The following is a 22,617-nucleotide window of genomic DNA, read 5'->3' as shown; positions in this document are numbered from 1 at the left end:
CGCGCCCGCCCCGCCCGCGCTCACCCCTCCCACGCCCGTCGTCCGCGCCGGGGGGACGCCATCCCCGGCGGGCGGCGGCATCCGGCCGCGGAGGGGTGGGTCAGGACGTGCCGTCGCGCGGGACCTCGCCGCCCTGGGTGACGCCGCCCTGGGTGACGCCGCCGTGGGTGACGCCGCCGTGGGTGACGCCGCCGTGGGTGACGCCGCCGTGGGTGACGCCGGCGATTGGCAGGCGGAGGGCGCCCGGCGCGGCGGCGGGCACCACCGGCCTGACCGGCCGCACCGGCGCGACCCGCCGGTACGGCGAGCCGAGGGCGGGACGCGGGTCGGGCTCGCCCTTGTTGGGCCACAGCGCCATCGCCCGCTCGGCCTGGGCGGTGATCGTCAGCGAGGGGTTCACGCCGAGGTTGGCCGAGACGGCCGAGCCGTCCACGACGTGCAGGCCCTCGTACCCGTAGACGCGGTGGTAGGGGTCGACGACCCCGGTCTCGGGCGAGTCGCCGATCGCGCAGCCGCCGAGGAAGTGCGCGGTCGCCGGGATGTCGAAGAGGTCGAGCCAGGAGCCGCCCGGCAGGCCGCCGATCTCCTCGGCCGCGAGACGCACGGCCCGGTGCCCCGCGGGAATCCAGGTGGGGTTGGGCTCGCCGTGGCCCGGGCCCGCCCTGAGCCTGCCGCCCCTGAGCGAGAGCGTGATCGAGTTGTCCTTGGCCTGCATCACCAGGGCGATCACCGCGCGCTCCGACCACCTGCGGTGGTTGAACAGCCGGAGCAGCAGGTGCGGGCGGCGCAGCGCCGCCCCGAGGAACCCCAGCCAGCGCGGGGCCCGGCCGCCGCCGTCGACCAGCAGCGTGCGCAGCAGGCCCATCGCGTTGGAGCCGTCGCCGTACCGGACCGGCTCGATGTGCGTCTCGGCGTCGGGGTGGATCGAGGAGGTGATCGCCACGCCCCGGTTGAGCTTCACACCCTTGGTGTCCGGCCGCTCGAACCCGAGCAGGGCCTCGGAGTTCGTCCTGGTCAGCGCGCCGAGCCGGGGGGAGATACGCGGCAGCGTGGTCGCCCTGAGCCGGTGCAGCAGGTGCTGGGTGCCGTACGTCCCGGCGGCGAAGACCACCTGCGCGGCGGTCAGGGTGCGGGTGCGCCCGAACGGGCCGGTCCGCCGCACCGTGATCGCGTACCCGCCCTCGATCGGGCGCACGCCGGTCACCGTGGTCTCCGGGTGGACCCTCGCCCCGGCCTTCTCGGCCAGGTGGAGGTAGTTCTTGGTCAGCATGTTCTTGGCGCCGTGGCGGCAGCCGGTCATGCACTCGCCGCACTCGACGCAGCCGCGGCGGCGCGGTCCCACGCCGCCGAAGTAGGGATCGTCGACCTCGGCCCCGGGCTCGCCGAAGAACACCCCGACGGGGGCGAGGCGGAAGGTGTGGCCGACGCCCATCCGCTCGGCGACCTTCCGCATGACCTCGTCGGCGGCGGTGACGGTCGGGTTCTCCACCACGCCGAGCATCCGCCTGGCCTGGTCGTAGTACGGCCCGAGCTCGGCCTTCCAGTCGGTGATGTGCGCCCACTGGGGATCACGGAAGAACGGATCGAGCGGCTGGTAGAGGGTGTTGGCGTAGACGAGCGAGCCGCCGCCGACCCCGGCGCCGGCCAGCACCATCACGCCGTTCGTCCCGCGCAGGACGTGGATGCGCTGGATGCCCCTGAGCCCGAGCGCGGGAGCCCACAAAAAGTCCCTGACCCGCCAGGAGGTCTTCGGCAGGGTCGTCTCGTCGAACCTCCGGCCGGCCTCCAGGACGCCGACCGTGTAGCCCTTCTCGCTGAGCCGCAGCGCGGCCACGCTCCCGCCGAACCCCGACCCGATCACCGCCACGTCGTAGTCCAACGCCCTGCCCTTTCTCACTTGAGGTGCAGGCGCTTCATGGTCTTGAGCAGCCCGGCGAGCGTGTCGGCGTACCTCTCGTAGGTCATGCCGAGGATCGGCTCGAAGCCCAGCCAGGTGGCCTGGCTGGCCACAGTCTGCACCTCGGTGTACTTCAGCAGGCCCTCCGAGCCGTGGCGGCGGCCGAGGCCGGACGACTTCATCCCGCCCATAGGCGCGTCGTAGGACGCGTACGCCGAGGCGTACCCCTCGTTGATGTTGACGGTGCCCGCCTTGATCCGGGCCGCGAGCCGGCGGCCCCGCGCGACGTCCCCGGTCCAGATCGACGCGTTCAGCCCGTACGCCGTGTCGTTGGCCGCGTGGACCGCCTCGTCCTCGTCCCTGAAGCGGTAGAGCGACACGACCGGCCCGAACGTCTCGTCCCGGCAGACGGCCATGTCCTCGGTGACGCCCTCCAGGATCGTCGGCTCGTAGAACAGCGGGCCGAGGTCGGGGCGGGGCCGGCCGCCGGTCAGCACGGTCGCGCCCTTGGCGACCGCGTCGGCGACGTGCGCGGAGACCGCGTCGACCTGCCGCCGGTGGGTGAGCGAGCCCATCTGGACGTCCCAGTCGAGACCGGCGCCGATCTTCATGTTCTCCGCCGCCCGGACGAACTTGTCACGGAAAGGGTCGGCGACCGACTCGTGCACGTACAGCCGCTCCATGGCGATACAGAGCTGCCCGGCATTGGTGAAGCAGGCCCTGATCGCACCCTGGGCGGCCACGTCGAGGTCGGCGTCGTCCAGCACGACCATCGGGTTCTTGCCGCCGAGCTCCAGCGAGCAGCCGATCAGCCGCCTGGCCGCCTCCTCGGCGATCCTGCGCCCGCCGCGCGTCGAGCCGGTGAACGCGACGTAGTCCGCGCCGTCCAGCAGCGGATCGCCGACGTCCTCCGGGTCGCCCAGCACGACCTGCCAGATGTCGCGCGGCATGCCCAGCTCGACCAGCAGGTCGATGGTCCACAGCGCGGACAGTGACGTCTGCGTGTCCGGCTTGTGGACGACGGCGTTGCCCGCGATCAGCGCGGGCACCACGTCGGTCACCCCCAGGGCCAGGGGGTAGTTCCACGGGCTGATCACCGCGACCACGCCCTTGGGGTGACGCAGCTCGGCCGCCCGCGTGGCGATCGGGAAGATGCCCTGCCTGCCCTGCGGCTCCAGCAGGCCGGGGGCGCGCCGCGCGAAGTAGAGCGCGCAGCCCGCCACGTCGAGGAGCTCCTCGTACGCGTGCCGGCGCGCCTTCCCGGTCTCCCACTGCACGACGTCGAGCAGCTCACTGCGGCGGTCGAGTATCGCGTCGTGCAGCCGCAGGAAGGGCTTGGTCCGCTCACGGACCGGCAGCGCCGCCCATGCCTCCTGCGCCGCCCGGGCCCTGTCGTACGCCGCGCGGACGTCCTCGGGCGCGGAGATCGGGACCTCGGCGAGGAGCTCGCCGGTGAAGGGCGCGAAGATCTCCCGCGTCTTACCCTCGGAGGAGACGTGTGTGAGAATCCGCTCGACCATGGCCGCGTCGAGCAGCCGATTCATGGCACCCATGCCGGAAGAATATTCCGGAGGACCGCCTCTGGCTACCGGTAGGTAATGACCCGCACGCTGCGGCGGAGGTCCGGCGCCCGGATCCGTCCGTACGATCACCCGCCCGTCGGCCGGCGGGTGATCGCGGAAGATTCGCGCGGGATTCAGGCGTCCAGCACCTCGCGGAGCCGCTCGCCGAACTCGGCGGGGTGGGTGCTGAGGCCGGTGTGCCCGCCGGGGAAGTGGACGAGCGGCGTGCCGAACCGCTCGGCCAGGAAGGCGGCGGGGCGGTAGGGAAGCTCGCCGTCCGAGTCCGCCCCGGCCGCGAGCACGAGCCGGTCGGACAGAGCCTCCAGGCGGTCCACGTCCGGGGTGTAGGCCATGAAGCTCGGCACGATACGCCCGAGGAAGTAGGGCATGTCCGCCATCGTCCGCTCGACCCGGGCCGCCGCCTCAGGTGGCAGCTCAGCGGGCTTCGGGGGGTCGACGGGGGCGTCCACGGCGGCTGTGTCGGCGTCGGCGGGATCGGCGGGATCGGCGGGGTCGGCACCGGGCCGCCTGAGACCGGCCGCGAACACCGCGGCCGCGGGCATCAGCCCCTCCCGCCGGAACGTGTCCCGTACGCGGGCGAGCAGCGCCCGGTGCTCGGCGGCGTCCGGCAGCACCTCCACCACCGGCGGCTCGTGCGCCACCACGCGTCCGACCCGCTCGGGATGGGTGGTCAGCAGGTGCAGCGTGACGATCGCCCCGGAACTGCAGCCGGCCACGCGGGCGGGCGCGTCCGGGGACAGCAGTTCCAGCAGCCGGAACGCGTCGTCGGCGTGCTGCGCGACCCGCTGCTCGGCCTCCGGGTCGTCGAGCGGACTGCGGGACAGGCCGCGCGGGTCGTAGGACACGACCGTGTAGCCGATGGCCAGGTCGTCGGCGACGCCGTCGAAGGAGGCCGCGCCGCCCGTGCCGCCGGGGATCAGCAGCAGGAGCGGGCCCTCGCCGCGCACCTCGTAGTGCAGGGTGGCCCCGTCCACGCGCAGGTGGCCGATGGTCGGGCTGGTCATGTGGGTCTCCTTCGTCGCGTCCGGGCCGGTGGCCAGGACGGGGGCCGGTGGCTGGGACGGGAGTGGGTGGTCAGGACGGGGGCCGGTGGTCAGGAGGGGGGCCAGTGCGTCAGAAGGGTGTGCAGGGCGTCGAGACAGCGGACCCAGGAGTCCTCCGCCGGGCGGCTGTGCGCGAACCCGCCCGCGGCCTCAAGGCTGGTGAAGCCGTGGAACGTGCTGCGCATCAGCCGGACCGCGTCGGTCAGGTCGGGTTCGTCCAGCGCGTAGGCCCGCAGCATGCTGTAGGTCAGCTCGACGGCGCGCCGCGGGCCGGAGGCCCGGGCCACGAGCTCGGGATCGATCTGTATCGGGATCTGCGTCGCCGTGTAGCGGCCCGGGTGGTCGCGGGCGTACTCGCGCCAGGCGTTCGCGTACGCCACCAGCGCGTCCTTGCCGGCCCGCCCGGCGATCGCCTCCGCGATGCGGACGGTCTTCTCGTCCGCCGCCAGCAGCGCGATCCGCCCGCGCAGGTCCTCCAGGCTGCGGACGTGCGCGTAGAGGCTGGCGTCCTTCACCCCGAGCCGCCGCGCCACGGCCGACATGGTCACGTGCTCGAGCCCGACCTCGTCCGCCAGTTCGGCGCCGGTGAGTGTCACGCGGTCCGCCGTCAGCCCGGCCCGTGCCATACGCCCGCCACCCTTCTCTTCCTAGCTGATTTCCTAATAGCCCTAGACTATAGCTTGGGGCCCAAGCCGGAGGAAGCGGTTTCGGCCCGTCGAACCGGGGCCGGACGTGATCCGTCTAGGGGACATGAGGACATCGATCCGTACGGCGGGCGTGCTCGCCGCCCTGCTCGCGACGGGAGTCACGGGCTGCGCGGGCGGCCGTACGACGCAGGACCCCCCGCCGTCTCCGGTGGACCTGACCGGGAAGGTGCGGCTCGTCTCGTACACGGACTGCGCCGAGATGACGGACGGGCTGCGCCGGGCCGCCGCGCGGAACGTGACGCCCTGGGGCTTCGGCGACGCCATGCTCTTCGCGGCCCGCGAGGACGCGAGCGCGGCGAAGCAGGCGACGCCCGAGCAGTCGTTCTCCACCACCAACACGCACGAGGCGGGCGTGGACGAGCCCGACCTGGTCAAGAGCGACGGCGACCGGGTGATCACGGTCACCGGCGGCGTGCTGCGCGTCGTGGACGCGCGGACCCGGCGAGTCACCGGGACGCTGCGGCTCGTCGCCGGCGACCAGGCGTGGGCCGAGGCCGATCTGCTGGTCCACGGCGACCGCGCGCTCGTGCTGTTCCAGGGCGGGGTGATCCCGTTCGGGGCGAAGGCCGCGGCCCGGGTCGGTCCCGGCGGCCCGAGGTACGTGCTCGTGGACCTGTCCGGCGAGCCGCGCGTCCTCGCCGCGATGACCGCGCACGGGCAGCACGTCGACGCCCGGCAGTCCGGCTCCATGGTGCGGCTCGTCGTCCGGTCCCAGCCGGAGATCGCCCTTCCGGTGCCGAAGGAGGGCGCATCGGAGCGGGAGATGCTCGACGCCAACCGCCGGGCCGTGCTGGCCGCCCCCGCCGACGCGTGGCTGCCGTCGTACGAGATCGAGACGGGCGGCGGCGAGACCGGCGGCGCGGGCCGCACCGAGCGGGTCGGCTGTGACCGGATCAGCCACCCCGACAGCTTCACCGGCACCTCGATGCTGACCGTCCACACGATCGACCTGGCCGCCGCCGCGCCGTTCGGTTCGACGTCACCGATCGCGGTCGCGGCCGACGGCGACACGGTGTACGGGACGGCGGGCAGCCTCTACGTCACCAGCAATCCGCAGTGGTGGACGGCCCGCCCGATCGACGTGGTGCCGGTCCCGGAGACCTCAGGGGCGGAAGCCTCGGAGGCCGCGCCCACGCCCACCGCGCCGCCCGAGCGTACGGAGGTGCACCGCTTCGACGTCTCCGGCCCCGGCGCGCCGCGTTACGTCACGTCGGGTTCGGTGCCGGGACGGCTGCTGAACCAGTACTCCCTGTCGGAGTACGACGGCCGTCTGCGGGTGGCGACGACCAGCGGCGCCGAGGTGTTCGGCGCGAGCCCGAGCACGAGCGAGAGCGGCGTGTACGTGCTCGACGCCGGCACGCTCGCCCCGACCGGCTCGGTGACGGGACTCGGCAGGGGCGAGCGGATCTACTCGGTGCGGTTCATGGACGATCTCGGCTACGTCGTGACCTTCCGTCAGACCGACCCGCTGTACGCGCTGGACCTGCGGGATCCGGCCGCGCCGAAGGTGACGGGCGAACTCAAGATCACCGGTTTCTCCGCCTATCTCCACCCGGCGGGCGAGGGACGGCTCATCGGCATCGGCCAGGAGGCGAGCGAGGCGGGCCGGGCGCTCGGCACCCAGATCTCGCTGTTCGACGTCGCCGACCCGGCCGCGCCCGCGGTGCTGTCCCGGTTCCACCGGAAGGACTCCGGCTCGGAGGCCGAGTGGGACCCGCACGCCTTCCTCTACTGGCCCGCCACCGGGCTGGCCGTGCTCCCGCTGCAGAGCTGGGCCGGCGGCGAGATCACGGAGACCGCCGCCCTCGCGCTGCGCGTCGGCGACCGGGCGATCACCGAGCTGGGCGTCGTGACCCATCCGAAGCCCGCCGCGAACAAGGGCTTCGCCCCCGACGGCCAGGGCATCCGCCGTTCCCTTGTCATCGGTGACGACCTGTGGACCCTCTCCGGCGCCGGCCTCAAGGTCAGCGACGCCGCCACCCTTGCCGACCGGGCGTGGATCCCCTTCGGCTGACGGCGCCCCTGTCACTGAAATACGGTTAAGCGAACCGTATTTCAGTGGCGGGGTGAACGCTTGTGGTAGCCAAACCGGGACACATCTTCGATCGGGACTGGGAGTGGGAGGCACTGACCTCCTTCGCGACCGGCACCCAGGCAGAGGTGGCCTTCGGCGTCGTCAGCGGCCGCCGCAGACAGGGAAAGACCTTCCTGCTCAGGAACCTGGCCGAGGCCCTCGGTGGTTTCTACTTCGAGGCGACGGAAGGCACGGAGATCGAGCTGCTCCGCCTGTTCGGCATGGCCTTGGCCAGACACACCGGCTCCCCGGTGGGTTACCCGTTCGCGGACTGGCGGGACGCGCTCACCTTCTTCTTCTCGCTGGCCGAAGACGGCCCGACACCACTGATCATCGACGAGTTCCCGTACCTGATGAAGGCCAACCCGGCCCTGCCGTCCCTGCTCAAGCAGGAGATCGACCTGCGTGCGAGGACTTCGACCGATGGGTGGTCCGTACGGTCCTCGACCGGAGGACGTCGATCTTCCGGGAAGGCCGCTACCTGCTGGCGGAAGAGCCCGACATCCGCGACCCCGCCCTCTACCACTCCGTTCTCTCCGCGGTCGCGGCGGGGAACAACACCTGGGGCGGCATCGCCGGCCACATCGGGTACAGGTCCTCCGACATCGCCCACCCGCTCAACGTGCTGAAGGACTGCGGGCTGCTGGTCAGGGAGAAGGACGCCTTCCGGTCGGGACGGACGCGGTACCGCATCGCGGAGCCGCTCATCACCTTCTACCAGGCGATCATGCGTCCGGAGTGGTCGGACCTCGGCCTCGGCCTCGCCGAGGAGGTCTGGCGGCGCTCCCAGCAGCGTTTCCTGTCGAAGGTGATGGGGCCGCACTTCGAGACGCTCTGCCGGGAGTACGCGTTGCGCCATGGCCGGGAGCACTTCGGTGAGGGCGGCATCGGCGAGGTCGCGGCCGGCACGGTGGCCGACCCCGTGGCCAGGACCCAGATCGACGTGGACGTGGCCGTCCTCGGCCCCGCCTATCCCGGCGAGCCCCGGACGGTCAGGTCCCTGGGCGAGGCCGAGTGGGACAAGCTCATGGGCGTGCGCCATCTGGAGCGCCTTCGCCGGGCCCGCGACCTGCTGTCGGCGAAGGGTTACGAGACCTCCGGAACAGTGCTGGCCTGCTACAGCGGCGCCGGCTTCGACGACGACCTCCGGGCCGAGGCCGCGCGGGATCCTGCCGTCCTCCTCGTGGACCTGCCGGCGCTGTACGGGCGCGCCTGATCGGCGAGGTCGGGCACTCGCCGGCGCGGCACGGGCAGGGCCGACCGGGCGTGGGTTCCCTTCTCCTGAGGAAGTCAGGCGGTCCCGGGCGCCTTCGCGAGGTCGCGCGGAGGTGCGACGGGGACGATCTCCGGCGCGCCGAGGCGGATCGCGTCGGCCTCCTGGTCGGTGTCCTGCTCCTGGGAGGCCCGCTCAGCCTCGACCCGCTTGGTGTAGTACTCGACCTCCCGCTTGACCTGATCGGCGTCCCAGCCGAGCGGGCCGGCCATGAGCTCGGCGGCCTCCTGGGCGACGGCGGTCCCCCGATGGAAGGTCTCGATCGAGATGCGGGTGCGCCGGGTCAGCGCGTCGTTGAGGTGCCCGGCGCCCTCGTGCGTGGCGGCGTACACGATCTCCGCGCGCAGGTAGTCGTCCGCGCCGTCGAGCGGGCGGCCCAGCGAGGGGTCCTGCTCGACGAGCGCCAGCACCTCGTCGATCAGCGAGCCGTACCGCTCCAGCAGGTGCTCGATCCGGGCCACGTGCAGCCCGGATGACCGCGCCAGGCGGTGGCGGGAGTTCCACAGGGCCTGGTAGCCCTCCGCCCCGGCGAGCGGCACCTGGTCGGTGCACGACGGCGGGACGCGCTGGTCGAGCCCGTGCGCGACCGCGTCCACGGCGTCCGCCGCCATGACGCGGTACGTCGTGAACTTGCCGCCCGCCACCATGACGAGCCCGGCCACGGGGTGGGTGACGACGTGCTCGCGCGAGAGCTTGCTGGTCTCCTCGGACTCCCCGGCCAGCAGCGGGCGCAGCCCGGCGTACACGCCCTCGACGTCGTCCCTGGTCAGCGGCACCGAAAGGACCGAGTTGACCCGGTCGAGCAGATAGTCGATGTCCGTGCGGGAGGCAGCCGGGTGGGCCTTGTCGAGCGTCCAGCGGGTGTCGGTGGTCCCGACGATCCAGTGCCGGCCCCACGGGATGACGAACAGCACGGACTTCTCCGTACGCATGATCAGCCCGCTGAGCGAGTGGATGCGGTCGCGCGGCACCACGAGGTGGATGCCCTTGGACGCGCGCACGTGGATCTGCCCCCGGCCGCCGACGAGCTGCTGGATGTCGTCGGTCCAGACGCCGGTGGCGTTGACGACCTGGCGGGCGCGCACGTCGAACTCCGCGCCCGTCTCCAGGTCGCACACGCGCACCCCGGTGACCCGCTCCCCCTCGCGCAGGAACCCCACGGCCTGCACCCGCGAGGCGACGTGCGCGCCGTACGTCGCGGCGGTGCGCAGCATCGTCATCACGAAGCGGGCGTCGTCGACCTGGGCGTCCCAGTACTGCACGGCCCCGGTGAACGCCGACCTGCGCAGCGAGGGGGCGACCCGCAGCGCCTGGCGCCGGGTGAGGTGACGGTGGCCGGGCACCCCCCGGGTGAGCCCGAAGGAGAGCCCCAGCGTGTCGTACAGGACGAGCCCGGCACCGATGTACGGCCGCTCCCAGCCCTGGTGCGTGAGCGGGAACAGGAACGGCACCGGCCTGACCAGGTGCGGCGCGATCCGCCTCAGCAGCAGGGACCGTTCCCTCAGTGCCTCTCTGACCAGGTCGAAGTTGAGCTGCTCCAGATAGCGGAGCCCGCCGTGGATCAGCTTGGAGGACCGCGACGACGTGCCGGAGGCGAAGTCGCGCGCCTCCACCAGCCCCACCGAGAGCCCGCGGGTCGCGGCGTCGAGCGCGACGCCCGCCCCGACCACCCCGCCGCCGATCACGACCACGTCGAGTTCCTGCGCCGCCATCCGCGCCAGGGCGGCGGTCCGTTCCTCCGGGCCGAGCCGCCCCGTCCCCATCCTCGCCGTCATAGGGCTCCCTCTGTACGCCCTTCGCCTCTGCCGTGGTAAATCTACCCGCCGGTAGTTACCCCGGAATCCCCCTATGTCCCACCCTTCTGAAGGATCTACCGAGAAGCCGGGGACCCCAGCCCATGCGGTAGACACCCCGCGCGGCGGGCGCGGGCCGTACGCGGAAGGATGGGCGGCATGAGCGTGACTCTCTCCGATGCCCGTGTCGTCACTCCCGACGGCGTCCACGACGGCTGGCTCACCATCGAGGACGGCAGGATCACCCACATCGGGCGCGGGCAGGCGCCTCGCGACGGGCACGGCCTGGGCGGGCGCACGGTCGTCCCCGGCTTCGTGGACATCCACAGCCACGGCGGCGCGGGCGGGAGCTTCCCGGACGGCGACCCGGAGACCGCCGCCGAGGCCGCCGCTCTCCACCTGAGCCGCGGCTCGACCACCCTCGTGGCCAGCCTGGTCACCGCCGCGCCCGGCACGCTCGCCCGGGCCGCGTCGGTGCTCGCCGACCTGTGCGAGCAGGGTCTCGTCGCCGGCATCCACTTCGAGGGGCCGTACATCGCGAGGTCGCGCTGCGGCGCGCACGAGCCCACGCTGCTGCGCGAGCCCGACGTGGCGGAGTTCCGGGCGCTGGTGAAGGCCGGGCGGGGCCATGTCCGGATGCTGACGATCGCGCCGGAACTGCCGAGCGCGCTCGACGTGGTGAGGGAGGCCGTCGCCGAGGGCGTCGTCGCCGCGCTCGGCCACAGCGACGCCACCTACGAGCAGACGCTCGACGGCGTCGAGGCGGGCGCGACCGTGGCGACCCACCTCTACAACGCGTTGCCGCCGCTGGGCCACCGCGCGCCCGGGCCGGTCGCGGCGCTGCTGCAGGACGAGCGGGTGACGGTCGAACTGATCAACGACGGCGTCCACGTCCATCCGGCCATGCTGCGCCTGGCCATGGACGCCGCGGGCGCGGACCGCACCGCCCTGATCACCGACGCGATGGCGGCGGCGGGCATGGGCGACGGACGCTATCCGCTCGGCCCGATGACGGTGGACGTGAAAGACGGCGTGGCCCGCCTCGTCGAGGGAGGCGCGATCGCCGGGAGCACGCTCACCATGGACGTGGCCTTCCGCCGTACGGTGCGGGAGGTCGGGCGCTCACTCGTGGACGCCGCCCGGATGGCCTCCCTCACCCCCGCCCGGGTCCTCGGCCTGGACGGCGAGACCGGCTCGATCACCGTCGGCAGATACGCCGACCTCGTCGTGCTCGACGAGGACCTGGGCGTCGTGGGTGTCATGAAGCGCGGCGTCTGGGTCCGCCGCCCCTGACCGAGCCACCCCTGAACGCGGGGCGCCGGCCCTGGTCGAGTGTGGAGAAGCCGAGGGCCGGGCCGCTCTGCGGCCCGGCCCTCCCTGGCGACGGCTCAGCGCTGGGGCGGCGCGACGACGACCTCGACGCGCTGGAACTCCTTGAGGTCGGAGTATCCGGCCGTGGCCATCGTGCGCCGCAGCGCGCCGAGCAGGTTCATCGAGCCGTCGGCCAGCGACGACGGGCCGTGCAGGATCTCCCGCAGCGTGCCGATCGTGCCGAACTCGACCCGCTTGCCGCGCGGAAGCTCGGGGTGGTGGGCCTCCGAACCCCAGTGGAAGCCGCGGCCGGGGGCCTCGCTGGCCCGGGCGAGCGGGGAGCCCACCATCACGGCGTCGGCGCCGCAGGCGATGGCCTTGGCGATGTCGCCGGAGCCGCCCATGCCGCCGTCGGCGACGACGTGGACGTACCGGCCGCCCGACTCGTCCATGTAGTCGCGGCGGGCCGCCGCGACGTCGGAGATCGCGGTGGCCATCGGCACGACCACGCCGAGCACGTTGCGGGTGGTGTGCGAGGCGCCGCCGCCGAAGCCGACCAGCACGCCGGCCGCGCCGGTCCGCATGAGGTGCAGCGCGGCGGTGTACGTCGCGCAGCCGCCCACGATCACCGGGACGTCGAGTTCGTAGATGAACTGCTTGAGGTTGAGCGGCTCGGCCCGGCCGGACACGTGCTCGGCGGAGACGGTCGTGCCGCGGATGACGAAGATGTCCACGCCCGCGTCGATGACGGCCTTGTGGTGCTGCACCGTCCGCTGGGGCGACAGCCGTACGGCGGTGGTGACGCCCCCGGCGCGGATCTCCTCGATCCGGCGGCCGATCAGCTCGTCCTTGATCGGCGCCGTGTAGATCTCCTGCAGCCGCCTGGTCGCGGCGGCCCGGTCGAGGGTGGCGACCTCCTCCAGCAGCGGCGCCGGGTCCTCGTAGCGGGTCCAGAGCCCTTCCAGGTCGAGCACGCCGAGGCCGCCCAAGCGGCCGATCTCGATCGCCGTCGCGGGCGACACGACGCTGTCCATCGGGCTCGCCACGAGCGGAGAGTCGAAGCGGTAGGCGTCGATCTGCCAGGAGATCGACACCTCCTCCGGGTCGCGGGTGCGCCGGGAGGGCACGATGCCGATCTCGTCCAGCGCGTAGCCCCGTCGCCCGCTCTTGCCGCGCCCGATCTCCTGTGTCATATCGCCTTTTCTTCCGTTTCTTCCGGTACTGGCCTATCGCCGATGGTAGTTCGGGGCCTCGACCGTCATCTGGATGTCATGCGGGTGGCTCTCCTTGAGCCCGGCCATCGTGATCGGCATGAGCTGCGCCTTCTCGTGCAGCTCCTCGATCGTCCGGGAGCCGGTGTACCACATGCCCTGCCGGAGGCCGCCGACGAGCTGGTGGGCCACCGCCGCGGCCGGGCCGCGGTAGGGCACCTGGCCCTCGATGCCCTCGGGGATGTACTTGTCCTCACCGGACACGTCGGCCTGCGCGTACCGGTCCTTGCTGAACGACGCGCCGCCGCGCTCGCGGTTGCGCACCGCGCCGAGCGAGCCCATGCCGCGGTACGACTTGAACTGCTTGCCGTTGATGAAGATCAGCTCGCCGGGTGACTCCTCGCAGCCGGCGAGCAGCGAGCCCAGCATGACCGTGTCGGCCCCGGCGGCCAGCGCCTTGGCGATGTCGCCCGAGTACTGCAGGCCGCCGTCGCCGATCACCGGGATGCCGGCCGGGCCGCAGGCCAGCGCCGCCTCGTAGATCGCGGTGAGCTGGGGCGCGCCCACACCCGCGACGACCCGGGTGGTGCAGATCGAGCCGGGCCCCACGCCCACCTTGACGGCGTCGGCGCCCGCGTCGACCAGCGCCTGCGCCCCCGCGCGGGTGGCCACGTTGCCGCCGATGACGTCGACCCGCCCGTTGTTGGCCTTGACCTTGGCGATCATGTCGCACACGCCGCGCGAGTGCCCGTGCGCCGTGTCGACGATGATGACGTCGGCGCCCGCCTCGATGAGAGCCATCGCGCGCTCCTCGGCGTCGCCCGCAACGCCCACCGCGGCGCCGACCATGAGGCGCCCGTCGGCGTCCTTGGTGGCGAGCGGGTACTGCTCGCTCTTGGTGAAGTCCTTGACCGTGATCAGGCCCTGGAGGCGGCCCGCCTCGTCCACGAGGGGGAGCTTCTCGACCTTGTTCTGCCGCAGCAGCCGGAAGGCCTCCTCGCGGTCGACGCCCACCGGAGCCGTCACCAGCGGCATCGGGGTCATGACGTCGCGCACGGCCTTGCCCTGGTCGCTCTCGAAGCGCATGTCGCGGTTGGTGACGATGCCCACGAGCACGCCGTCCGCGTCGGTGACCGGGACGCCGGAGATCCGGTAGGTCGCGCACAGCCGTTCGACGTCGGCGAGGGTGTCCTCGGGGGAGCAGGTGACGGGGTTGGTCACCATTCCCGCCTCCGACCGCTTGACCAGGTCGACCTGCTGCGCCTGCTCCTCGATGGAGAGGTTGCGGTGCAGTATGCCGATCCCGCCCTGCCGCGCCATGGCGACCGCCATGCGCGCCTCGGTGACCGTGTCCATCGCGGCCGAGACCAGCGGGATGCGCAGCGTGACGTTCCGGGACAGCCGGGTCGTCGTGTCGGCCTCGCCCGGCTGCAGGTCCGAATAGGCGGGAACGAGGAGCACGTCGTCGAACGTGAGTCCCGGTTCGGTGAACTTGGCCATCTGACTGCACCCTCCTGCCCTGGATCCCTCGCCAGACCCGAGGTCAGTCTAGTGGCCGCCCCAAACCGCACCGGGCACACCTGTCAAGGGGGACGGCACAAAAAGTGGGGGGACCGGATCCCGGTCCCCCCACTCAGGGCGCGTCCCGCCCGCCGCACTCGTCGAGCCCCCCTCCGCGCCCGGCCGAGGCGGCGTTCCGGTTAACGCTGCGTTAAGGATGCGTCACGCAGCGTCCATGCGCAATGTCGCAAGTTGCAACTGCACAAAGATGCATTCCCCGCTATTTCGAAGATCCACCCGGAACAAATACAAACCATCGCATTCATACATAAACAATCGGGCGCGGTGATGCCGAATGTGCGAACGGAACGGACAACACGAAAAGGCCGGGCTATTCTCACGGCCCGAGGCGTGACGGGGATGTGAGCGGGGGGTTCGCGCTTCCGGCCAGTGCGACCACCGACGGAGCGAGCATGAGTACGACGGGAAACGCCACCCCGCGGACCGGCCCATTCGAAAGCCTCGGGCTCTCCCCCGGCCAGGCGGCCCTCTACGCGGCCGCGCTCCGCCTCCACCGGGCCACCCCGGCCGAGCTCGCCGAGGCCGTCGACCGGCCCGCCGCCGACGTGCTCGACGCCCTCGACGCCCTCGTACGGCTCGGCGCGGTCGACCGGTGGCGGGAGGAGGTCGTCGCGCGGCATCCCGCCGCCGTGATCGGGCGGCTGGTCACCGAGCGGCTGGACCGCATGGCGCGGGAGAGCCGGCGGCTCGACGAGATGATCGCGGCGGCCGGGCGCCTGACCCGCCACTACGACACCGGGCGCGACTGGCGGGGCGGGGGGTTGCCGGTCGAGCCGGTCAGCGGCGCCGACGCGCTCTACGAGAGCGTCATCGGCCACGCGCTGCAGGCGCCTCCCGCCGATCTGGTCATGGCGGTCCCGGACCACCGCACCGTGGTGCGCTTCGCCGACGCCCACAGCGCGCAGTGGATCCGGGCCGCCGCGGACGGCGTCGTGCGGCTGCGTGCGATCGTCCCGCACGCCGCTCTGTCGTCTCCCGCCGTACGGGAGATGTATGAACGGTTCACGGCGGCGGGGGCGAATCTGCGCGCGCTCGACGAGGTGCCGAGCTGGTTCCTCGCGCTCGGCGACGGCACCGTCTGGCTGCCCGCCCAGTGGGGCGTTCCCCTGCCCGACAACGCCTACAACTGCTGCGTCGTCCGCGCCCCGGCTGCTGCCGGAGCCCTGCGGGCGCTGTTCGGGGAGCTGTGGGCCCGGGCCGCCCCGATCTCCCCGCACAACGGCGCCCGGCAGGTGCTGCGACTCGCCGCGCAGGGGCTGTCCGACGACGCCGTCGCCCGCTGTCTCGGCGTGTCAGTACGCACGGTACGGGCCAGATTCGCCGAGGCGATGGCGGAGCTGGGCGCCCAGTCCCGCTTCCACGCCGGGGTCGAGGCGGCCCGCCGCGGCTGGCTGTGACCCGGCCGCGGACCCCGCCGTGAGGCACGCTGCCGGAGCGAAGGGCCTGACGAGCAGATGAGGCGCACTTTCGCTCCTGGAGGGGGCCGTGGTCATAAGGTGGGATGCGTGCTGGAAGACGTCCCCCGCGACCCGTTCGCGGATGACCCTGACGACCCCGCGGCGGAGCTCGGGTCGGCTGACGACGTGGAACCGCTGACGCTCGCCGAGCGCGACGAGGCACTGACCGATCTCGCCGACGTGGAGGTCTTCCGTTCCCTGCTCGAACCCCAGGGCGTGCTCGGGCTGGTCCTCGACTGCCCCGAGTGCGGCGAGCAGCACTACTTCGACTGGGACCTACTGCGCGGCAACCTGCGCCAGATGATCGACAACGGCCGGCCGCAGGTCCACGAGCCCGCCTTCCAGCCCGATCCGTCCGACTACGTGAGCTGGGAGTACGCCCGGGGCTACGTGGACGGCGTGATCGACACGGAGGAGAGCCGCTGACTGTCCACGTCGGCGACCAGGGCGCCGAGCAGCCGGAGGGCCGCGTCGGTCCCGCTCAGGGCCTCCCGGCGGGCGAGGGCGTCGAGGAGGGCGTCCGTCCGCGTTACGTCGCCCTCCATGTCGGCATCGCCGTACGACCCGGGAAGGCCCGCCGTACGACGACGTTTCATGGTCACGCAATCGACTCCAGCTCGGCCAGCTGCCGGAGCCTGGCGAGCGCACGATGCTGCGCGACCCGGACGGCACCAGGGGTCATGCCGAGTACATTACCCGTCTCCTCGGCGGAAAGGCCCGAGACGACCCGCAGGATGAGAAGCTCGCGCTGGGTGTCCGGAAGCCGGGCCAGCAGGTCCCGGGCGTGCTGCGCCTCGATGTAGCGCACGACGGTCTCCTCCGGCCCCGGGCCCTCGTCGGGCCCGTCCGGCAGGTCCTGCGTCGGCACCGCGGAGCGCACCGAACTGCGCAACGCGTCCGCCACCTTGTGCGAAGCGATGCCGAACACGAACGAGGCGAAGGGGCGGCCCATGTCGCGGTAGCGTGGCAGCGCCGACAGCACCGCGATGCACACCTCCTGCGCCACGTCGTCGGCGATGTGGTACTGACCGGAGACCCTCCCCAGCCGGGCCCTGCAGTACCGGACCACCATCGGGCGCAGTTGTCCCAGCAGTGATTCGATCGCGGTGCGATCTCCTTGTACGGCAAGGCTGGTCAGTTCCCTGAGGTCGGACTCATCCGATCTCGTCGCAAGCCTTACCCCAGTTGCGGCGTCGGCGACGCATCCCTCGGTCACGTTAGGCATGATGCCCGCCGCGATCGTTCATGTCGTCATGGTTAACGGCTACGGATTGGTCACATTGACGCGGCGATAACCCTTTGTAATCAATCGACCACGCGACCGTTGGAACATTCCAACCAGAATGACCAAAACGAGAGATATATACCGGATGCCTTGACAGGTAATAAGAAGTATGCGGCGTCTGCCTATTGCCGCGCGGCGCCTCCGGCGCGTACGTCACCGGTATGGACCGCACCGGCCGGGCGCGCCCCCGCCGGGGAGCCGGCGCGTACGCCGCCGGTATAGACCGCGCCCCCGCTCGGGCGCGGCCCTCATCGGAGGGTGGAGGAGACCACCCTGGGCGCGCGGCCGGCGCCGAGGTAGAAGACGCCGGGGAAGCCGCGCGTCTCGAACTGCCCGCTGACGTTGCGGCGCAGCGTCGAGTGCTCGATGCGCAGCGTGCCGCTGCGGTCGTTGCTGACGAAGAACACCGCCCCGCCGCCCTCGTTGGCGTGGTTGCCGGTCATCAGCGAGCCGGCGATCCGGATGGTGTACCTGTTGCCGTCCGCGTACACGGCCCCGCCGTTGCCGCCACCGGGGGTTCCGGCCTTGGCCGGGTTGGCGCCGCGTCCGACCGCCCGGTTCCCGATGAAGACGCTGTTGAGGATCTGCCAGGACACGCCGATGCCGCTCAGCGCTCCCCCGTTCGAGCACACCCCGTTCTCGAAGCTGCTGCCCGCGACGTACACCGGCAGGTCGTGCCACTGGTCGAGCACGCGGATCGCCGCGCCGCCGAGGTCGGGGCCGGTGCGGTCGCAGCGGTTGCGGACGAACCGCGAGTTGACCACCGTGAGCCTGCCGCCGCGGGCGAAGATCGCGCCGCCACCGCCGCCGTCGGTCCTCTCGCCGGTGGAGTCGCCGTCGGCGAACGTCAGGTTCTGCAGGGTCAGCGCGGGTGTCCGCTGGTCGTCGCAGTGCGAGGTCGTCCACACCTGGGCCCGGTCACAGGTGTTCATGTAGAGGATGCGCCGTCTGCCCGCGCCGCTGAGCGTCACCTTCCCGCCGCCGTCGACGACGACGCGGGCGCTGGTGTTGCGGACCTTCGCCGTGGCGGTGAGCCTGATGGTCATCGGGCGGGGGCCGCAGGAGAAGGTGATGACGCCGCCGCGGGCGACGGCCCTGACGAAGGCCTGGGAGGTGCAGCTCGCGGGCGTGCCCCGGCCGACGACGGTGGTGGGGCGCGAGACGTCCGCGGGCCGCGCCTCGGGCGGCACGGGCACCTTTCCCTTAAGGCTCCCCGCCTGCGTTCCCCCGAGACTCGCCGCCTGCGCCGGTACGGATTCCGCGACGGCGGGCGGAGCCGTCACCCCGGCCAGTGTCAGCCCGGCCAGCGTCACCCCGGCCAACGTCGCCCCGCGAATGGAGAGACCGGCACCCGGCACCAGCGCGGCGGCAAGAGTCCTGCGTCCGAATCGCACGCCGACGATCGTATTGACCCAGATTCGGCAGATAGGTGGTTTCGGGGAAACTCCCGGAGAAAGCGCGCGCCCCGCGGTCCACCCGTGAGGGCGGCGCGGGGCGCGGTTGCCGATTCGATCGGTCGACTCTGCCGAGCGGCTCCCGATCGATCGCCTTCGATCAGCGACCGTCGATCAGGCCGTCGATCAGTGGCCGTGACCGTGGCCGTGACCGTGGCCGCCGCCGGCGGCCGGAGCCTCCTCCTCGGGCTTGTCCACGACGAGGGCCTCGGTGGTCAGCAGCATGCCGGCGATGGACGCGGCGTTCTGCACGGCCGAGCGGGTCACCTTGACGGGGTCGATGACGCCCTGGGCCACCAGGTCGCCGTACTCGCCGGTGGCGGCGTTCAGACCCTCGCCGGCGTTCAGCGCGGCGATCTTCGTCGTGACGACGTACCCCTCCAGGCCCGCGTTCTCGGCGATCCAGCGCGCCGGCTCGACCAGGGCCTTGCGGACGATCGAGACGCCGGTGGCCTCGTCGCCGGTCAGGCCGAGGTTGTCGAGCTCCTTGGACACGTGCACGAGCGCGGAGCCGCCACCGGAGACGATGCCCTCCTCGATCGCGGCGCGGGTCGCGGAGATCGCGTCCTCAAGGCGGTGCTTCTTCTCCTTCAGCTCCACCTCGGTCGCGGCGCCGACACGCAGCACGCAGACACCGCCGGCGAGCTTGGCGAGGCGCTCCTGGAGCTTCTCGCGGTCCCAGTCGGAGTCGGACTGCTCGATCGCGATCTTGATCTCGCGGATGCGGTCCTCGATCGCCTGGGCGTCACCGGCGCCGTCGACGACCGTGGTGGTGTCCTTGTTGACCACGACGCGGCGGGCCGTGCCGAGGACCTCCAGGCCCACGTGCTCCAGCTTCAGGCCGATCTCCTCGCTGACGACCTGGCCGCCCGTGAGGGTGGCGATGTCCTGCAGCATGGCCTTGCGGCGGTCGCCGAAGCCCGGAGCCTTGACGGCGACGGAGGTGAAGGTGCCGCGGATCTTGTTGGTCACCAGGACGGCCAGGGCCTCGCCCTCGACGTCCTCGGCGATGACCAGAAGCTGCCGCTTGGTCTGGGCGACCTTCTCCAGCAGCGGGAGGAAGTCCGCGATGGAGGAGATCTTGCCCTGGTGGATCAGGACGTACGGCTCCTCGAGCACCGACTCCATGCGCTCGGGGTCGGTGACCATGTAGTGCGACAGGTAGCCCTTGTCGAACTGGAGACCCTCGGTGAACTCCAGCTCCAGGCCCATCGCGTTGGACTCCTCGACGGTGATGACACCGTCCTTGCCCACCTTGTCGAAGGCCTCGGCGATCAGGCCGCCGATCTTCGCGTCCTGCGCGGAGATCGTCGCGACGTTGGCGATCTCCTTCTTGTCCTCGACGTGGCGGGCGCTGCCGAGCAGCCGCTCGCTGACGGCCTGCGCGGCCTTGTCGATGCCGCGCTTGAGCGACAGCGGCTGCGCGCCGGCCGCCACGTTGCGCAGGCCCTCGCGGACCATGGCCTGGGCCAGGACGGTCGCGGTGGTGGTGCCGTCACCCGCGATGTCGTTGGTCTTGGTCGCCACCTCCTTGGCGAGCTGGGCGCCCAGGTTCTCGTACGGCTTCTCCAGCTCGACCTCGCGAGCGATGGTGACACCGTCGTTCGTGATCGTCGGGGCACCGAACTTCTTGTCGATGACGACGTTGCGGCCGCGCGGGCCGAGGGTCACCTTGACGGCGTCGGCGAGAGCGTTCACACCACGCTCGAGAGCGCGCCGCGCGTCCTCTTCGAACTCCAGGATCTTCGGCATTCAGGTCTCCTTGTGAGCACGTCGGAGCCCCGGGTACGTGGACCCGGGGCTCCTCATGGCTTGCGCGGCCTACTACTTCTCGATGATGGCGAGCACGTCGCGAGCCGAGAGCACCAGGTACTCCTCGCCGCCGTACTTGACCTCGGTGCCGCCGTACTTGCTGTAGAGGACGACGTCGCCCTCCTTGACGTCGAGCGGAATGCGCTTCTCGCCGTCCTCGTCCCAGTTGCCCGGGCCCACGGCGAGCACGCGGCCCTCCTGCGGCTTCTCCTTGGCGGTGTCCGGGATGACCAGGCCGGAGGCGGTGGTCTGCTCGGCCTCAAGCGGCTGGACCACGATGCGGTCGCCGAGCGGCTTAACGGGAACCTTGGTGGCGGTCGTCACGATCGGACCTCCCCTTCAGATTGCGATGAATGAGCTGAAGAGGCGACCAGCGGCCTGCCGTCGCGGGTGTCAGACCTGTCTCGTCGCTGTTGGCACTCTCAATGGCAGAGTGCCAACACGAAACAGTATGCAAGTGGCGCGTGACAGTCAACACGAACCCGCCCCGCAGGTCAGACCCACCTCCCGGCAACGCGTCCGAGAGCCCCCGTTCAGCCCTCCGCCGCCTGCGCGTCACCACCGCGACTCCCGGGCCCTACGGTGGCGACTCCGGCCCGCGGGCCGGTCAGGCGCGGGTGGCGTACGAACCGGAGCGGACTTCGTCGACGAGGCCGGGCCTGCTGGGGCTCCAGCCGAGGTCCTTCCTCGCGAGGTCGCCGCTCACCACCTGGCTCAGGGCGAGGCCCTCGGCGAACGGGCGGCCGAGCACCTCGCTCGCCTCGTCGATCGGCCACGGCACGGCCTTCCCGCTGCGGCCGGCGGCCGCGGCGGCGTCGGCGACGCTCACCGCCTCCTCGGCGACCGCGTGGAAGAGGCTGCCCGGCGCGGCCTTCTCGATCGCGAGCACGATCAGGTCCGCCAGGTCGTCCACGTGCACGGTCGACCAGGTCGGCGCCGGGCCGCCCGCGTGGACGTACCTGCCGTCCTCCCCGCCGGGGGCGGCGAGCAGGGCGGGGATTCCCGCGCCCCGGCCGTAGACGACGCCGGGCCGGACGACGACTCCGCCCCCGTCAAGCACGAGCCTCTCCACCCGCGGCCGGTAGCCGGACAGGGCGATCGGGTCCACCGGGGCGTTCTCGTCCGCCGCCTCGGTGGTGGCGCCGAGCACCCACACGCCGCTGATGTAGACCAGTCGCGCGCCGCCGCCGGCCAGCGCCTCGATCGCGGCGACGTCCACCGCCTCGTCCCCGACGGGGTTCGCGGCGTGGACGACGACGTCGATGTCGGAGGTCACCGCCTTCGCGAGCGTCTCGGGCTCATGGAGGTCGCCGTGGCGCACCTCGCCGGGCAGGGCGGCCTCGCGCGGCTTCGGCCGGACCAGCGCCACCACGTCGTGCCCGTGCTCGGAGAGTCGCTCCGCGAGCGCCGACCCGATGTACCCCGTCGCGCCGAGAACCAGAACCTTCATCGTTTCACCTCTAAAATTTCGACGTCTGACTTTTCGATCGGAGGTTAGCTTAGGAGGGGTCGACATTTCAACGTCGAAGTAAGCGTTACGATGAGACGAGGAGGAGCGGCGGGTGGACCTTCGGCCGCGCGCATCATGGACGACAACCTCATGAACGGCACCACCAGGAACGACACTGTGAACGACGCCGTCGACCAGATCCTCAGCGGCTGGGCCCGGGTGCGTCCGGACGTGGACTGTTCGGCGATGGGCGTCGCCGGGCGGATCTCCCGGGCGTCCCGCCTGCTGGAGAAGGGCGTCAAGGAGCACTTCGCCCGGTACGACCTGGAGCCGTGGGAGTTCGACGTGCTCGCCACCCTTTTCCGCGCCAACTTCGAGCACCGGCTCTGCATGGGCGACCTCGCCGCAGCCGCGATGGTGAGCTCGGCGGCCCTCACCAACCGGGTGGACCGCCTCACCGCCAAGGGCCTGGTGCATCGGGAGGTCTCGCCGTCGAACCGCCGCATGGTCCTGATCACCCTCACGGACCGGGGCCACGCGATGGTCGACGAGTTGCTGGAGGGCCACGTGGCCAACGAGGACCGGCTGCTCGCCGGTCTCACTCCGGAGGACCGGGAGCAACTGTCCGGCCTGCTCTGCAAGCTGCTCGCCTCCCTCGGCGACGTACGCACCTGCTGATGAGCACC

The 22,617-nt window shown here is 71.9% G+C and carries 19 protein-coding genes; 6 read left to right on the top strand and 13 right to left on the bottom strand.

Translation table 11 applies throughout. The features are described from left to right. Window positions 1-100 precede the first annotated feature (100 nt). From HHX37_RS12035 to HHX37_RS12020, 4 genes are all read right to left on the bottom strand, one after another. Window positions 101-1,879: an FAD-dependent oxidoreductase gene (locus HHX37_RS12035; RefSeq protein ID WP_182885437.1), complete on the bottom strand. Its 1,779-nt coding sequence runs from the start codon at window positions 1,877-1,879 to the stop codon at window positions 101-103. Between the two features lie 14 nt (window positions 1,880-1,893). Further along, entirely contained in the window at window positions 1,894-3,450 is a 1,557-nt protein-coding gene (locus tag HHX37_RS12030; RefSeq protein WP_182885436.1) for a succinic semialdehyde dehydrogenase, read from the bottom strand. A gap of 143 nt (window positions 3,451-3,593) precedes the next feature. Beyond that, window positions 3,594-4,484 (bottom strand): alpha/beta fold hydrolase, encoded by an 891-nt coding sequence (locus HHX37_RS12025; RefSeq protein WP_182885435.1) that lies wholly within the window; start codon window positions 4,482-4,484, stop codon window positions 3,594-3,596. 89 nt (window positions 4,485-4,573) lie between these two features. Then, window positions 4,574-5,149, bottom strand: a complete 576-nt coding sequence (locus HHX37_RS12020) for a TetR/AcrR family transcriptional regulator (protein WP_182879651.1) — start codon at window positions 5,147-5,149, stop codon at window positions 4,574-4,576. Between the two features lie 124 nt (window positions 5,150-5,273). Between HHX37_RS12020 and HHX37_RS12015 the strand changes: the two genes are divergently transcribed. Both HHX37_RS12015 and HHX37_RS12010 read left to right on the top strand, forming a co-directional pair. Further along, window positions 5,274-7,244: a beta-propeller domain-containing protein gene (locus tag HHX37_RS12015; protein WP_182885434.1), complete on the top strand. Its 1,971-nt coding sequence runs from the start codon at window positions 5,274-5,276 to the stop codon at window positions 7,242-7,244. Between the two features lie 487 nt (window positions 7,245-7,731). After that, window positions 7,732-8,520 carry a hypothetical protein gene (locus tag HHX37_RS12010; protein WP_259406395.1) on the top strand — a complete coding sequence of 263 codons (789 nt, stop codon included), beginning with the start codon at window positions 7,732-7,734 and terminating at the stop codon, window positions 8,518-8,520. A gap of 74 nt (window positions 8,521-8,594) precedes the next feature. Here HHX37_RS12010 and HHX37_RS12005 read toward each other — a convergent pair whose 3' ends face one another. Next, window positions 8,595-10,352 carry a glycerol-3-phosphate dehydrogenase/oxidase gene (locus HHX37_RS12005; RefSeq protein WP_182874057.1) on the bottom strand — a complete coding sequence of 586 codons (1,758 nt, stop codon included), beginning with the start codon at window positions 10,350-10,352 and terminating at the stop codon, window positions 8,595-8,597. Window positions 10,353-10,529: 177 nt separating this feature from the next. Between HHX37_RS12005 and nagA the strand changes: the two genes are divergently transcribed. Beyond that, window positions 10,530-11,663 carry an N-acetylglucosamine-6-phosphate deacetylase gene (nagA, locus tag HHX37_RS12000; protein WP_182885433.1) on the top strand — a complete coding sequence of 378 codons (1,134 nt, stop codon included), beginning with the start codon at window positions 10,530-10,532 and terminating at the stop codon, window positions 11,661-11,663. Window positions 11,664-11,758: 95 nt separating this feature from the next. Here the strand turns inward: nagA and HHX37_RS11995 are convergent, their stop codons facing one another. Continuing rightward, window positions 11,759-12,874, bottom strand: coding sequence for a GuaB3 family IMP dehydrogenase-related protein (locus HHX37_RS11995; protein WP_138460483.1), 1,116 nt, complete (start codon window positions 12,872-12,874; stop codon window positions 11,759-11,761). 33 nt (window positions 12,875-12,907) lie between these two features. Beyond that, a complete protein-coding gene (guaB, locus tag HHX37_RS11990; protein WP_182874060.1) occupies window positions 12,908-14,392 on the bottom strand; it encodes an IMP dehydrogenase in 1,485 nt (494 codons plus the stop codon). A 473-nt stretch (window positions 14,393-14,865) separates the two neighbouring features. On the opposite strand from guaB, the gene HHX37_RS11985 reads away from it, so the two are divergent. Together HHX37_RS11985 and HHX37_RS11980 are read left to right on the top strand one after the other, a co-directional pair. Continuing rightward, window positions 14,866-15,870 carry a helix-turn-helix transcriptional regulator gene (locus HHX37_RS11985; protein ID WP_182879648.1) on the top strand — a complete coding sequence of 335 codons (1,005 nt, stop codon included), beginning with the start codon at window positions 14,866-14,868 and terminating at the stop codon, window positions 15,868-15,870. A gap of 108 nt (window positions 15,871-15,978) precedes the next feature. Then, window positions 15,979-16,356 carry a DUF5319 family protein gene (locus HHX37_RS11980; protein ID WP_111699860.1) on the top strand — a complete coding sequence of 126 codons (378 nt, stop codon included), beginning with the start codon at window positions 15,979-15,981 and terminating at the stop codon, window positions 16,354-16,356. Here the strand turns inward: HHX37_RS11980 and HHX37_RS11975 are convergent. From HHX37_RS11975 to HHX37_RS11950, 6 genes are all read right to left on the bottom strand, one after another. Then, the gene (locus HHX37_RS11975; protein ID WP_117408103.1) at window positions 16,317-16,532 is read right to left on the bottom strand and encodes a hypothetical protein; all 216 of its coding nucleotides are present in this window, start codon (window positions 16,530-16,532) and stop codon (window positions 16,317-16,319) included. The two genes, HHX37_RS11980 and HHX37_RS11975, sit on opposite strands and share 40 nt — an antisense overlap. Beyond that, window positions 16,529-17,155, bottom strand: a complete 627-nt coding sequence (locus tag HHX37_RS11970) for a sigma-70 family RNA polymerase sigma factor (protein ID WP_111699861.1) — start codon at window positions 17,153-17,155, stop codon at window positions 16,529-16,531. The genes HHX37_RS11975 and HHX37_RS11970 overlap by 4 nt, the downstream gene beginning before the upstream one ends. 308 nt (window positions 17,156-17,463) lie before the next feature. Further along, window positions 17,464-18,609, bottom strand: a complete 1,146-nt coding sequence (locus HHX37_RS11965; protein ID WP_220502820.1) for a hypothetical protein — start codon at window positions 18,607-18,609, stop codon at window positions 17,464-17,466. 186 nt (window positions 18,610-18,795) lie between these two features. Then, complete coding sequence (groL, locus tag HHX37_RS11960; protein WP_182879647.1) at window positions 18,796-20,421, bottom strand: chaperonin GroEL; 1,626 nt, start codon at window positions 20,419-20,421, stop codon at window positions 18,796-18,798. A 72-nt stretch (window positions 20,422-20,493) separates the two neighbouring features. Beyond that, entirely contained in the window at window positions 20,494-20,808 is a 315-nt protein-coding gene (groES, locus tag HHX37_RS11955; protein WP_111699864.1) for a co-chaperone GroES, read from the bottom strand. A gap of 280 nt (window positions 20,809-21,088) precedes the next feature. After that, window positions 21,089-21,931, bottom strand: a complete 843-nt coding sequence (locus HHX37_RS11950; protein WP_182885432.1) for an NAD-dependent epimerase/dehydratase family protein — start codon at window positions 21,929-21,931, stop codon at window positions 21,089-21,091. Window positions 21,932-22,021: 90 nt separating this feature from the next. Here HHX37_RS11950 and HHX37_RS11945 point away from each other — a divergent pair, with 90 nt between their 5' ends. After that, the gene (locus tag HHX37_RS11945) at window positions 22,022-22,609 is read left to right on the top strand and encodes a MarR family winged helix-turn-helix transcriptional regulator (RefSeq protein ID WP_259403293.1); all 588 of its coding nucleotides are present in this window, start codon (window positions 22,022-22,024) and stop codon (window positions 22,607-22,609) included. Window positions 22,610-22,617: the final 8 nt, after the last annotated feature.

Source organism: Microbispora sp. H10885, from assembly GCF_014161415.1.
GTDB classification, from domain to species: Bacteria; Actinomycetota; Actinomycetes; order Streptosporangiales; family Streptosporangiaceae; genus Microbispora; species Microbispora triticiradicis.
The sequence above is the reverse complement of the archived record's forward strand: the minus strand, read 5'-3'. Positions and strand labels throughout refer to the sequence as shown.

Excerpts from the sequence above, each read along its gene's own strand:
- HHX37_RS12015 (WP_182885434.1), top strand. The coding sequence starts at position 5,274 with ATGAGGACATCGATCCGTACGGCGGGCGTGCTCGCCGCCCTGCTCGCG.
- HHX37_RS11995 (WP_138460483.1), bottom strand. The coding sequence starts at position 12,874 with ATGACACAGGAGATCGGGCGCGGCAAGAGCGGGCGACGGGGCTACGCG.
- HHX37_RS12025 (WP_182885435.1), bottom strand. The coding sequence starts at position 4,484 with ATGACCAGCCCGACCATCGGCCACCTGCGCGTGGACGGGGCCACCCTG.
- HHX37_RS11950 (WP_182885432.1), bottom strand. The coding sequence starts at position 21,931 with ATGAAGGTTCTGGTTCTCGGCGCGACGGGGTACATCGGGTCGGCGCTC.
- HHX37_RS12005 (WP_182874057.1), bottom strand. The coding sequence starts at position 10,352 with ATGACGGCGAGGATGGGGACGGGGCGGCTCGGCCCGGAGGAACGGACC.
- groL (WP_182879647.1), bottom strand. The coding sequence starts at position 20,421 with ATGCCGAAGATCCTGGAGTTCGAAGAGGACGCGCGGCGCGCTCTCGAG.
- nagA (WP_182885433.1), top strand. The coding sequence starts at position 10,530 with ATGAGCGTGACTCTCTCCGATGCCCGTGTCGTCACTCCCGACGGCGTC.
- HHX37_RS11945 (WP_259403293.1), top strand. The coding sequence starts at position 22,022 with ATGAGACGAGGAGGAGCGGCGGGTGGACCTTCGGCCGCGCGCATCATG.
- HHX37_RS11985 (WP_182879648.1), top strand. The coding sequence starts at position 14,866 with ATGAGTACGACGGGAAACGCCACCCCGCGGACCGGCCCATTCGAAAGC.
- HHX37_RS12020 (WP_182879651.1), bottom strand. The coding sequence starts at position 5,149 with ATGGCACGGGCCGGGCTGACGGCGGACCGCGTGACACTCACCGGCGCC.
- HHX37_RS11970 (WP_111699861.1), bottom strand. The coding sequence starts at position 17,155 with ATGCCTAACGTGACCGAGGGATGCGTCGCCGACGCCGCAACTGGGGTA.
- HHX37_RS12030 (WP_182885436.1), bottom strand. The coding sequence starts at position 3,450 with ATGGGTGCCATGAATCGGCTGCTCGACGCGGCCATGGTCGAGCGGATT.
- guaB (WP_182874060.1), bottom strand. The coding sequence starts at position 14,392 with ATGGCCAAGTTCACCGAACCGGGACTCACGTTCGACGACGTGCTCCTC.